Below are 12,615 nucleotides of genomic sequence, written 5' to 3'. Positions count from 1 at the left end.
AGTCAGCGGATGCGCTGACGCAGGGCAGCCTTGACGGCCGGGCTGGCATGCAAGGCCCCAAGCACCGTCACGGATTCGATCGTGGCAAGCGCCAACTCGGGCGACACGTCGGCCGCGATGGTCGCCAGGCCCAGGATCCGAATCTGCAAGGTTTGGCCCGCGGCCTGTACGGCCAGCAGATCGTCGACCGTGTAGTGCTGGATGCCCAGCACCAGGGTCTTGCGGCTGACCGCCTGCCGCACCGCGTCGCCATGGGCGGCAAGCTGGTTGCGGATGGCGGTGCGGATCAGGTCGGTCCGGTTGGCGTAGAAGCCTTCTTGAACCAGAAGATCGATCTGGCCCAGGTCGACATAACCGAGGTTGATCGTGATCTTTTCGTCCGAGGGCTTGGGAGCGGAAGCGAGGGTAGGAGCGCGTGGAGGCATGGTCGAAATCATAAAACCATCCAAGTGGATGGCTTATGGATGTTTCAACTTGATAGACCTTGGGAATTGGCCCGGAGAGATGCCGATCTGTCCCCTAAGTCATTGAAATAACTCGGGGTTATGAAAAAGCATAAGGAAATGCCCTATTAGGGAATTTGCTTATGCCTTTTAACTATTTGCGAAGCGCATACTTGCCGGGCAAGAATTCGCTCTGAGCATAAAGCAACACAGATGGAACTTCGCCAACTCGGGGCCTTCGCGGCCGTCATGTCTACAGGCAGCGTCACCGCTGCCGGGCGTCTGCTCGGGCGCTCGCAGCCGGCCATCAGTCGCCTGCTGCAAGAGTTGGAAGCCGAAATCGGCTATGCCCTGTTCAGCCGCAGCGGGCCGCGCGTGACACCCACCGAACAGGGCTTTCTGCTTTATGACGACGTCGAACGCGCGCTGGCCAGCTTGCAGCAGATCCGCAGCCGCGCCGAGGAAATCGCGCGCGGTCAGGCCAAGCCGTTGCTGCTGGCCGCCACGTCCGCGCTGGCCGCCGGGCTCCTGCCCGACGCGCTCAAGCGCATCGAATCCCAGACCGGCGCGGCCCGCATCCAGGTGCGCAGCGCCTCGCCCGAACGCGTGGTGCACGCGGTGCTGACCGGCGCGGCCCAATTGGGCGCGACCAGCCTGCCGCTGGAACATCGCGGCCTGACCGTGCACTGGATCGCGCAAGCGCCGTGCGTGGTGGCGCTGCGCGAAGACGATCCGCTGGCCGCGCACACTGTTGTACCCGTGACCCAGCTAGCTGGCCGCCGCCTTATCACCATGGCCAACCCCTATCGCCTGCGCCGCAGGCTGGACGCCGCGTTGGCGCCCGAGGGCAATGCGCCCGGCACCATCGAAACCAATTCGTCCGTCAACGCCCTGGCCGCCGTGCGCGCCGGCCTGGGCGTGTCGGTGCTGGAACCGATCACCGCTTACGGCGTCCCCATGCCGGGCGTGGCGATCCGTCCCATCGACCTGGACATCCCTTTTTTCTTCGGGGTCATCACCCCGCAGTCGCAACCGTTGACCCCCGCCTGCCAGGCCATGGCCGACGCGCTGGCCGAGGCCGCCGCCGCCCTGCTCCCTGGCTTCGTCCTGCACGATGCCTGCGAACACGCGGCGCTGTTGCAGTCGGTCTACGGTGACGACGCCCCTGTATTGGAAACTCCCCCGCTATGAATCTGCCCGTCGCCACCCCGCCGCAAGGCCTGGATGCGCTTGAAGCGCGTCTGCGGCAAGACCTGTCCTGGCTGGAAATTCCCGCCAAGAATTGGGTCGCGCCCCGTCTGGTCGATGGCCAGCAGGTGCTGGACGTCGTCGTCATCGGCGGCGGCATGGCCGGCTTGGCCGCCGCCGCATCCTTGACGCACCTGGGCATCACCGCGCCCATCTTCGATCAGGCCCCCGCTGGCTATGAAGGCCCCTGGGCCACCACCGCGCGCATGGAAACGCTGCGCTCGCCCAAGCAGCTGACCGGCCCCGCGCTGGGTTTGCCGGCGCTGACCTTCCGCGCCTGGTTCGAAGCGCAGTTCGGCGCCGCCGAATGGGAAGCGCTGGATAAGATTCCGCGCCTGCAATGGATGGATTACCTGCGCTGGTATCGCCGCGTGCTGAACCTGGACGTGCGCAACGAACACCGCGTGCTGTCGGTGCAACCGCGCGCCGACCGCCTGGTGCAGCTGGACATCGAATCGCCCACCGGACGCAGCACCGTGCTGGCGCGCCGCGTCGTCCTGGCCACCGGCCGCGATGGCCTGGGCGGCGCCCACGTGCCTGAGTTTGCAAAAGCCCTGCCGCGCGACCGCTGGGCGCATTCGTCCGACGTCATGGACTACGCCACGCTGGCCGGCAAGCGGGTCGGCGTCGTCGGCGCGGGCGCGTCCGCCATGGACAGCGCCGCGACCGCGCTGGAAGCCGGCGCCGCCAGCGTCGACCTGCTGATCCGCCGCAACGACATCCCGCGCGTGAACAAGGGCAAGGGCGCGGGCAACCCCGGCCTGACCCACGGCCACCTGACGCTGCCCGACGAATGGAAGTGGAAGATCCGCCACTACATCAACGCCGCGCAAGTGCCGCCCCCGCGCGGCAGCACCTTGCGCGTGTCGCGCTTTCCGAACGCCCGCTTCAACCTGGGTTGTGGCGTGCAGGCGCTGGCGATGGTCGGCGACGAGATCCACGTCACCACGCCCAAGGGCATTTTCGTCTTGGACTTCCTGATCTTTTCCACGGGCTTTCGCATCGACTGGACCGTGCGGCCGGAATTCGCGCCGCTGGCGCCTCACGTGCGCAACTGGGGCGACAGGTTTACCCCGCCCTCAGGCGAAGAAGACCAGGAACTGCACGACTCGCCCGACCTGGGCCCCGTCTTCGAATTGCAGGAAAAAGTGCCCGGCGCCTGCCCCGGCCTGGACCGAGTGCACTGCTTTTCGTACCCGGCCGCGCTGACCCAAGGCACGATTTCCGGCGACATCCCCGCCATCAGCGAAGGCGCCAAGCGCCTGGCGCAAGGCATCGCCGGCCTGTTCTACCGCGAAGACGTGGAAACGTATTACGCGAACATGGAAGCGTTTTCGGAACCGGAAGTGTTTGGCGATGAGTGGACCCCCGCCCCGCCGCCCGCCCCCGTCGTCGCCCCGGCCTCGCAAGCGGAGACCGCGCAATGACCGGTTGGTTGATACGCCGTGTGGCGCAAGCCGCGGTGGTGGTGTTCCTGATGACGCTGATCGTCTTCGTGGGCCTGCATGCCATTGGCAACCCCGTGGACATTCTTATTGGCCAGGATGTGGACCAGGTCGATCGCGCCCGCATCATCGCGGAGCTCGGCCTGGACAAGCCGCTCTGGCAGCAATACCTGGGCTTCCTGAACGGCGCGTTGCACGGCAATCTGGGCAACAGCTTCGTCTACAACATTCCCGCGATTGAACTGGTGATCCAGCGCCTGCCCGCCACGCTGGAACTGGCGATCAGCGCATTGATGCTGGCCGTCCTCGTCGGCCTGCCGCTGGGCCTCATCGCCGGCCTTTACCCCGACAGCCGTTTTTCCAAGATGATCATGGCCGGCAGCATCGTCGGGTTTTCATTGCCCACCTTCTGGGTGGCGCTGATGCTCATCATGACGTTCAGCGTGTCGCTGGGCTGGCTGCCCGCCAGCGGCCGGGGGCAGACGGTGGAGTTCCTGGGCTTTCAGTGGTCGTGGCTGACGGCCGACGGCTGGCGCCACCTGATCCTGCCGGCGCTGAACCTGTCGCTGTTCAAGATCTCGCTGGTGATCCGCCTGACGCGCGCCGGCGTGCGCGACGTGATCCCGCTGGACTTCGTGAAATTCGCCCGCGCCAAAGGCCTGTCGCCGTTTCGCGTGGTCTGTGTGCACGTGCTGCGCAACACGATGATCCCGCTGGTGACCGTGCTGGGCCTGGAGCTGGGCTCGACCATCGCGTTCGCCGTCATCACCGAGAGCATCTTCTCGTGGCCCGGCGCCGGCAAGCTGATCCTGGACAGCCTGAACGCCCTGGACCGCCCCGTCATCGTCGCCTACCTGATCGTCGTCGTGTGCCTGTTCGTGACGCTGAACCTGATCGTCGACATTCTTTATAAAGTGCTGGACCCCCGGGTACGGCTGGAGGGCTCGGCATGAGCACCGCTTCGACTTCCCAAGCGCCCGCTCTGCGCCGCGAATCGCCCTGGCGCCGCAACCTGACCGAATTCATGTCGTCCAAGACGGCGGTGTTCGGGCTGGTCATCGCCACCCTGCTGATCCTGGCCGCCATCTTCGCGCCCTGGATCTCGCCGCAGAACCCGTATGACCTGTTGCAGATCGACGTGCTGGATTCGCGCATGCCGCCCGGGTCCATGAACGGGTTGGACACCTTCCACTACTGGCTGGGCACCGACGGCCAGGGCCGCGACCTGCTGTCCGGCATTCTGTACGGTCTGCGCATCAGCCTGATGGTGGGCGTGGGCTCGGCCGTCATCGCCGGCATCGTCGGCACGCTGCTGGGCCTGCTGGCCGCCTACGCGGGCGGCAAGGTCGACGCCTTCATCATGCGTCTGGTCGACCTGATCCTGTCTTTCCCGTCCATCCTGGTCGCCATGATGATCCTGGCCTACCTGGGCAAGGGCGTGGGCAACGTGGTGTTGACGCTGGTGATTCTGGAATGGGCGTACTACGCCCGCACCGCGCGCGGTCAGGCGCTGGTCGAACGCCGCCGCGAATACGTCGAAGCCGCGCGCTGCCTGGACATACCCAACTGGCGCATCATGTTGAAGCACATCCTGCCCAACTGCCTGCCGCCGCTGATCGTGATCGGCACCTTGCAGATCGCGCGCGCCATCACGCTGGAGGCCACCTTGAGTTTCCTGGGCCTGGGCGTGCCGGTCACCGAACCGTCGCTGGGCCTGCTGATTTCCAATGGCTTCCAATACATGCTGTCCGGTGAATACTGGATCAGCTTCTACCCCGGCATCGCGCTGCTCATCACCATCGTCGCCATCAATCTGGTGGGCGACCGCCTGCGCGACGTGCTGAACCCGAGGACTCACAAATGACCGACCGCACCGCCACCGGCGCGCCGGCCACGCTTGAAGTGCGCAACCTGCGCACGCACTTTCACACCCGCGCGGGCGTGTTGCCCGCCGTGGACGACGTGTCGTTCACCTTGGAGCGCGGCAAGATCCTGGGCCTGGTCGGAGAATCCGGCTCGGGCAAATCCGTGACCGGCTTTTCCATCATGGGCCTGGTCGACGCGCCGGGCCGCATCGTGGGCGGCGAAGTGCTGTTTCAAGGCCGCGACCTGACCAAGCTGTCGCCGCGCGATCTGCGCAAGTTGCAAGGCAACCGCATCGCCATGATCTTTCAAGATCCGATGATGACGCTGAACCCGGTCCTGCGCGTAGACGTGCAGATGATCGAGACCGTGCGCGCGCACAACAAGATGAGCAAGGCGCAAGCCCGCATCCTGGCGCGCGACACGCTGGGCATGATGGGGATACCCAGCCCGGAAGAACGTTTGCTTGCCTACCCGCACCAGTTGTCGGGCGGCATGCGCCAGCGCGTGGCCATTGCGATTGCCATGCTGCATCGCCCTGACCTCATCATTGCCGACGAACCCACGACCGCGCTGGACGTCACCATCCAGGCGCAAATCCTGTCCGAAGTGCAGAAGCTGGCGCAGCAGCACGGCACCAGCCTCATCTGGATCACGCACGATCTGTCCGTGGTGGCCGGCCTTGCCGACGACGTGGCCGTCATGTATGCCGGGCGCATCGTCGAACACGGCAAGGTCGACGACGTGCTGGACCGCCCGCAGCACCCCTACACCGTCGGCCTGATCGACAGCCTGCCCAGCAACAACCAGCGGGGCCAGCGCCTGCGCCAGATTCCCGGCATGACGCCCAACCTGCTGCACCTGCCCGCAGGCTGCGCGTTTTCCGCCCGCTGCTCGCGCGCGACCGCCGCCTGTGGCCAGCAACCCGGCATCACACAAGCCTTGCCCGAACACGACGTGCGCTGTTTCCATCCGACCATCCAGATCCACAACGAGGTGACGGCATGACTGTATCCGCCGCCCCCACCCCGCTCATTGACCTGGCGCAAGTCAGCAAGCGTTTTGGCGAACGCCACGTCGGCCCCGCCGGCCGCGCCATGCAGAAGCTGGGCCTGTCCAAGCCACCCGCCATCACGCGCGCCGTCGATCACGTGGACCTGATCGTGAACCCCGGCGAAGTGGTCGGCCTGGTCGGAGAATCCGGCTGCGGCAAATCCACGCTGGGCCGCATCGCGGCCGGCCTGTTGACGCCGTCGGGCGGTGAAGTGCGCGTGAACGGCGTGCGCCGCCAGGACATGACGTCCACCGCCGCCCACGCCGCGCGCCTGTCCGTGCAGATGATTTTCCAGGACCCCTACGCCAGCCTCAACCCGCGCCTGCGCGTGGACGAGATCGTCGGCGAAGCGGCCCGCATCCACGGCCTGGTGGACAACGCTGGCTTTGACGACTACGTCAGCGCGCAGTTGGAACGCGCCGGACTGGACCCCGCGCTGCGCCAACGCTATCCGCACCAATTCAGCGGCGGCCAACGCCAGCGCATCGGCATCGCCCGCGCGCTGGCCGTGCAGCCGTCGATGCTGGTCTGCGACGAAGCCGTCGCCGCGCTGGACGTGTCGATCCAGGCGCAGATCCTGAACCTGTTCATGGACCTGCGCGAAGAGCTGAACCTGACGTACCTGTTCATCAGCCATGACCTGGGCGTGGTGGAACACCTGTCCGACCGCGTCGTCATCATGTACCTGGGCCGCGTCGTGGAAACGGCCACCGTGGAAGAAGTGTTCCAGCGCCCCAACCACCCGTACACGCAAGCGCTGCTGGCGGAAATTCCCAGCCTGAAGTCGCGCCACAAGATCTTTACCGCGATCAAGGGCGAGATTCCCAGCCCGCTGAACCCGCCCGGCGGCTGCCATTTTCATCCGCGATGTCCGCATGCGATGCCGCGCTGCAAGACCGAGGTTCCCACGTTGAAGGGAATCGCCATCAACCATTTAAGCGCCTGTCATCTGAACGACATGGCCTGAACCAGATCGGCGGCGTTGTCGCTACACACAACGCCGCCTTCGGAACACTTACCCCTCGTTCCCTCCCTACCAAGGACCCCGAACATGAAACGCCTGATTCTTTCCACCCTGACCGCCGCCATCCTGGGCGCCTCTGCCGCCGCGTCCGCCGACAACCTGTCGATCGGTTTCGCCGACCCGCTGTCCTCGCTGGACCCGCAGCTGAACAACCACGCCGGCGACCGCTCGGTGGCCCTGCACTTCTGGGACCTGCTGATCGAGAACAAGTGGAACAAGTTGCAGCCCGGCCTGGCCGTCAGCTGGAAGCCGCTGGATCCGACCACCTGGGAATTCAAGCTGCGTGAAGGCGTCAAGTGGCAAGACGGTACGCCGTTCACCGCCGACGACCTGATCTATTCCTACACCCGCGCGCGCGCCGTGCCGGGCAGCGTCGCCACCTACGCCGGCTACCTGCGCACCATCGACACGATGACCGCCAAGGACCCGCTGACCCTCATCGTCAAGACCAAGGCCCCCAACCCCGACCTGCCGCTGAACCTGGCGTCGGTGCACGTCGTCAGCAAGCACGTCGGTGAAAAGTCCACCACCGAAGACTACAACTCGGGCAAAGCCATGGTCGGCACCGGCCCCTACAAGTTCGTGTCCTACACGCCGGGCGACCGCGTCATCATGGAACGCAACGACGGCTACTGGGGCGACAAGGCCACCTGGGACAAGGTCAACTACCGCTACATCAACAACGCCGCCTCGCGCACCGCCGCCCTGCTGGCCGGCGACGTGGACGTGATCGACAAGGTGTCGGTGTCCGACCTGGCCAAGCTGCAAAAGGCCCCGAACATCTCGGTGTACCCGTACGACGGCCTGCGCGTCATGATCCTGCAACCCAGCTTCAACCCCGCGCCCAACCAGTACATCACCGACAACAGCGGCAAGCCGCTGGACAAGAACCCGCTCTTGGACCTGCGCGTGCGTCAGGCGCTGAACCTGGCGATCAACCGCAAGGCGATTTCCGACCGCATCCTGCAAGGCGCGGCCACCGAAGCCAACCAGTGGATGCCCAAGGGCACCTTCGGCTACAACCCCGACGTCAAGGACATCCCCAACGACGTCGCGCAAGCCAAGAAGCTTTTGGCCGAAGCCGGTTTCCCCGACGGCTTCAAGCTGACCATGCACGTGCCCAACGACCGCTACCCGCAAGGCCCGGAGACCGCCCAGGCGGTTGCGCAGTTCTGGACCCGCGTCGGCGTCAAGACCCAGGTGGAAGTCGTGCCATGGGCCGTGTACTCGGGCCGCGCCAACAAGAACGAATTCGCCGTCAGCATGCTGGCGTGGGGCAACGGCACGGGTGAAGCCAGCTACGCGCTGGTCAACATCCTGGCCACCGTCGACGCCAAGAAGGGCCTGGGCGCGTCCAACTGGGGCCATTACACCAACCCCAAGGTTGACGCCGCGCTGGAGCAATCCACCTCGGAATTCGACGTGGCCAAGCGTGAAGCCATCCTGCGCGACTCGGTCAAGCTGGTGTCGGACGACGTCGGCATCATCCCGCTGTTCCACTACAAGAACATCTGGGCCACCAAGAAGGGCCTGAAGGTTACGCCGATGACCAGCGACCGCACGGCCGCCATGATGGTCACCAAAGAACCGGCGGCCGCTGCCGCGGCTGCTGCGGCGGGTAAGTAAGCCATGGTGCCGACCCTAACCATCACTCCCGCGGACGCCCTGATCGACGTGCCGCGTCAGATCCGGGTCGAGCACGTTGCGCCGGGCCAGACGGTGGAACTCACCGCGCTAACCCGCCGCAACGGCGTGCTCTGGCAAGCGCAGGCCGCGTTCAAGGCCGACGAGGACGGCGTCGTCGACCTGACGCGCGACGCGCCCGTCTCCGGCGACTACACCGGCCTGTCGCCCATGGGCCTGATCTGGTCGCAGTCCCCCGTGGACTCGCCCAGCCGCGAACACTTCAACCACCCGGTGACCGACGCCCTGGTCACCGACGTGGTCGCCCGCGTGGAAGGCGCGCAAGCGCAAGCCACGTTCACGCAGCGGCTGGCGCTGGACGGCGTTACGCGCCACGAAGTCCGCGAAGAAGGCCTGGTCGGCACCCTGTACCTGCCGGCCGGCAGCAAGCCCGGTTCGCACCCCGCCGTCATGATCCTGAACGGCTCGGGCGGCGGCATCAACGAACCGCGCGCGGCGCTGTATGCCTCGCGCGGGTACGCCGCCTTTGCGCTGGCGTACTTCAAGGCGCCGGGCTTGTCGGACTACATCTCGAACACCCCGCTGGAGTATTTCCAGACCGGCCTGCGCTGGTTGCGGGCCAAGGTTCAGCCGAAGAATGACTTCGTCGCCATCAGCGGCCAGTCGCGCGGCGGCGAACTGGTGCTGCTGTTGGGCGCGACCTTCCCCAAGGAAGTGTCCGCCGTCGTCGCCTACGTACCCGGCGCTGTCGTGCACAGCGGCCAGAACGCGTGCGACCCCAAGATCGGCCGCGAAGGCCCCACGTGGTTGCTGGGCGGCAAGCCCATCCCCCACGTCTGGGAAAACAATCGCACCGCAACGTGGGCCCCGTTCGACGAAGGCCCGTCGCCGCATCGGCATGAGAAAGCCATCCTGACCGCGCTGCAAGATCCCGACGCCGTCGCCCGCGCCCGCATTCGCGTGGAAGACATCGAAGGCCCCGTCATGCTGCTGTCCGGCACCGACGACGGCTCGTGGCCGTCGAGCCTGTACTCGAAGATGGTGCAGGACAAGCTGGCCGAAGTGAAACACCCGTACCCGGTACAGTGGCTGGACTACGAGAACGGCGGCCACTCGATCCTGTTCCCCTACGTGCCCACCACCCAGCTCGTCTACGCCCACCCCGTGTCGGGCAAGATCAGCACCAGCGGCGGCAACCCCAAGGACAACGCGCGCGCCGACCAGGAATCGTGGGAAGGCGTGAAGAAGTTTTTGGACGCGGCGGTCAAGGCGCGTGCGGCAGCGGCCGCCGCAACCTCGACAAGCCACACCGGCAACGCCGGCTGATCAGACACCAAGGAGAACATCCCCATGGCACAACAACCCATCGTCTATGACGCCGCCAATGATCTGGTCGACAAGCTCGTCGGCCTGACCCCCGGCAGCAAAACGTTTGAAGTCCGCCACCAACGCGAAAAAGTCGCCGCCGCCACGCAAGGCAGCTACGACGCGCTGTTCGACCCCGCCCTGCCCGGCCTGACGCTGGCCGAACGCCTGCTGGTCGCGCTGTACGCCACCCGCATCAGCCCGTCGCCGCTGTTGGCCTCGCACTACCGCGCCCGCCTGACGGAAACGGATGCCGCGCCCGCCGACATTGCCGTCGCAGAATCCGGCAAGCCGGAAGACGCCGCCAACCCGCGTCTGGCCGCGATGCTGGAATTCACGCGCAAGCTGATCGAGAACCCCGTCGAAGGCGACGAAGCCGCACTGAAGACCCTGCCCGCAGCAGGCGTCTCCACCCCGGCCGTCGTCACGCTGTCGCAACTGGTCGCCTTCCTGTCGTACCAGACGCGCCTGGTCGCGGGCCTGGCCGCCTTGAACGCCGCCGAAGGCCAGACGGTACGCTTGGACGCCGCCGAAGCCGGCGCCGCCGCCGCCAAACCCGGTACCACGGCCCCCGGTGCTGTTCTCAAGGCGCATGGCTTCACCAACGAAGTGCTGGAATGGAAAGCCTGGCTGGACGTCGTCAACGTCGACACCGCCACCCCGGAACAAATCGCCGTCCTGGAAGAAAGCCACCCCAAGGCCAAGGTCTCGGACTACTACCTGTTCCTGGTCCACCAACCGGAAATCCTGCGCCAACGCTCGGCCGCCTTCAACGCCATCATGTACGCGCCGGGCGGCTTGTCGCGTGCGGAACGCGAGCTGGGCTCGACCTTCGTGTCCCGCGTGAACGGCTGCGTGTACTGCGCATCGGTCCATGCGCAACGCTTTGAACAACTGGCCAAGCGCAATGACGTGATCGCGCAGGTGTTCGAAGACCCGGCCACCGCAGGCACGACGGCGCGCGAACAGGCGATTGGCAAGTTCTCGATTCAGATCACCGAAGCGCAAGCCAACGTGAACGCGAACAGCGTGCAGGAATTGAAGGACGTGGGCTTGAGCGAAGGCGAGATCCTGGATCTGCTGCACTCGGATGCGATCTTTGCCTGGGCGAATCGCCTGATGCTGAATCTGGGCGAGCCGGTGTTTCCTTCCGCTGTTTGAGGTTCACCCCCTACCCGCTTACGCGGGCCACCTCGAAGGGGCGACACGAGCGGACCGGTAAAACCGGCTCCGCTGTGTCCCGGCTGGTGGAGAGCTGCGCAGGACGGCGCACCGGCTCCATTTGCCGATTTCGTTAAACTGACGCTTTCCGCGCCTCTACGCGCCCCGCCACCAGCGGGGCGCTTTGCCTTTCCCCATGTCAGAAAAAACCCACGACATCCGCCCCGGCCAGTCGATCGAACTCCTCAAAGCCCTGCACATCCTGACCCGCGACGGCAAGATGAACCAGGACAGCCGCCGTAAATTGAAGCAGGTCTATCACCTGTTCCAGTTCATCGAGCCATTGCTGAAAGACGTCCAGCAGGAACGCGGCGCGGTGACGCTTGCGGATCATGGGGCTGGGAAGTCTTACCTCGGGTTCATTCTGTATGACTTGTTCTTTAAGGAACAGAAGGATGCCGTGGGGAATGGGTCCCATATTTATGGGATCGAGACGCGTGAGGAGTTGGTGAAGTCGTCAGAGGAACTGGCGAAGCGGCTGGGGTTTGAAGGGATGTCGTTTTTGAATCTGTCGGTGGCGGAGTCGATTACGTCGGATCGGTTGCCGGCGACGATTGATGTGGTGACTGCGCTGCATGCTTGTAATACGGCCACCGATGATGCGATTCACTTTGCGCTGGAGAAGAAGGCAAAGTACATCGTGGTCGTGCCTTGCTGCCAGGCTGAAGTGGCTTCGGTGTTACGGAAGAATAAGGGGAAGGCGCTGGCTGATCCCTTGGCGGAGATTTGGCGGCATCCGTTGCATACGCGGGAGTTTGGGAGCCAGATTACTAATGTGCTGCGGTGCTTGCAGCTTGAGGCGCATGGGTATCAGGTTAGTGTGACGGAGCTGGTGGGGTGGGAGCATTCTATGAAGAATGAACTGATCATCGCGCAGTTTAAGGATTTGCCGACGCGGAAGCCTGCGGAGAGGTTGACGGAGATGTTGGAGAGGATTGGGTTGCAGGAGTTGAAGGATCGGTTTTTTGTGCCGGTGCCTGCATAAAAATGACGAAGGGCTCTGCGGAGCCCTTTGTGCTTTTTGGTCGTTGTTTGGGGCGAGACAAAAACGTCACTCGCATCGTTGCGGCTTCCATAGCGTTCCGCCGTATACTCGCCCTGCGGTCACACCAATGACCGTCCGGTTTGACAGCTGGAAATGACAAAAGGCGGACTGCCGCTGCAATAGCGGCATTTTTACGTCCGTAGGCCGACGCACGTCCCTGCTATGGGCGGGCCTTGGCTGGGGCACGCTCGCGTGCGCCGGTTTCTTTTGTCACCGGTCTGTCAACCCGGCCTTGCGCCCGCCCACCCCGATTGACAGCGGGG

General features: G+C 65.0%; 11 protein-coding genes. 10 read left to right on the top strand and 1 reads right to left on the bottom strand.

The genetic code is table 11. The features are described 5' to 3' along the window. Positions 1-2: 2 nt before the first annotated feature. Positions 3-425 carry a CopG family transcriptional regulator gene (locus API01S_RS03345; protein WP_039884243.1) on the bottom strand — a complete coding sequence of 141 codons (423 nt, stop codon included), beginning with the start codon at positions 423-425 and terminating at the stop codon, positions 3-5. 231 nt (positions 426-656) lie between these two features. On the opposite strand from API01S_RS03345, the gene API01S_RS03340 reads away from it, so the two are divergent. The 10 genes from API01S_RS03340 to API01S_RS03295 all read left to right on the top strand — a co-directional run bounded on the left by API01S_RS03340 (position 657) and on the right by API01S_RS03295 (position 12,292). Beyond that, positions 657-1,634 (top strand): LysR family transcriptional regulator, encoded by a 978-nt coding sequence (locus API01S_RS03340; RefSeq protein WP_061303098.1) that lies wholly within the window; start codon positions 657-659, stop codon positions 1,632-1,634. After that, positions 1,631-3,118: a flavin-containing monooxygenase gene (locus tag API01S_RS03335; RefSeq protein ID WP_061303096.1), complete on the top strand. Its 1,488-nt coding sequence runs from the start codon at positions 1,631-1,633 to the stop codon at positions 3,116-3,118. The genes API01S_RS03340 and API01S_RS03335 overlap by 4 nt, the downstream gene beginning before the upstream one ends. After that, the gene (locus API01S_RS03330) at positions 3,115-4,089 is read left to right on the top strand and encodes an ABC transporter permease (protein ID WP_061303094.1); all 975 of its coding nucleotides are present in this window, start codon (positions 3,115-3,117) and stop codon (positions 4,087-4,089) included. Before API01S_RS03335 ends, API01S_RS03330 begins: the two co-directional genes overlap by 4 nt. Then, entirely contained in the window at positions 4,086-5,000 is a 915-nt protein-coding gene (locus API01S_RS03325; protein ID WP_006219999.1) for an ABC transporter permease, read from the top strand. The genes API01S_RS03330 and API01S_RS03325 overlap by 4 nt, the downstream gene beginning before the upstream one ends. Further along, entirely contained in the window at positions 4,997-6,007 is a 1,011-nt protein-coding gene (locus API01S_RS03320; protein WP_061303093.1) for an ABC transporter ATP-binding protein, read from the top strand. The genes API01S_RS03325 and API01S_RS03320 overlap by 4 nt, the downstream gene beginning before the upstream one ends. Then, the gene (locus API01S_RS03315) at positions 6,004-7,020 is read left to right on the top strand and encodes an ABC transporter ATP-binding protein (protein WP_006220002.1); all 1,017 of its coding nucleotides are present in this window, start codon (positions 6,004-6,006) and stop codon (positions 7,018-7,020) included. The genes API01S_RS03320 and API01S_RS03315 overlap by 4 nt, the downstream gene beginning before the upstream one ends. A gap of 84 nt (positions 7,021-7,104) precedes the next feature. Next, positions 7,105-8,703 (top strand): ABC transporter substrate-binding protein, encoded by a 1,599-nt coding sequence (locus API01S_RS03310; RefSeq protein ID WP_061303091.1) that lies wholly within the window; start codon positions 7,105-7,107, stop codon positions 8,701-8,703. Positions 8,704-8,706: 3 nt separating this feature from the next. Continuing rightward, complete coding sequence (locus API01S_RS03305; protein ID WP_061303089.1) at positions 8,707-10,047, top strand: acyl-CoA thioesterase/bile acid-CoA:amino acid N-acyltransferase family protein; 1,341 nt, start codon at positions 8,707-8,709, stop codon at positions 10,045-10,047. 24 nt (positions 10,048-10,071) lie between these two features. Beyond that, positions 10,072-11,247 carry a CMD domain protein gene (locus API01S_RS28685; RefSeq protein WP_084802347.1) on the top strand — a complete coding sequence of 392 codons (1,176 nt, stop codon included), beginning with the start codon at positions 10,072-10,074 and terminating at the stop codon, positions 11,245-11,247. Between the two features lie 196 nt (positions 11,248-11,443). Then, entirely contained in the window at positions 11,444-12,292 is an 849-nt protein-coding gene (locus tag API01S_RS03295; RefSeq protein ID WP_061303087.1) for a class I SAM-dependent methyltransferase, read from the top strand. The last annotated feature ends 323 nt before the right edge of the window (positions 12,293-12,615 follow it).

The organism is Achromobacter piechaudii NBRC 102461, from assembly GCF_001571245.1.
Taxonomy (GTDB): domain Bacteria; phylum Pseudomonadota; class Gammaproteobacteria; order Burkholderiales; family Burkholderiaceae_B; genus Achromobacter; species Achromobacter piechaudii.
This window is presented reverse-complemented; position numbering and strand designations above follow the sequence as displayed.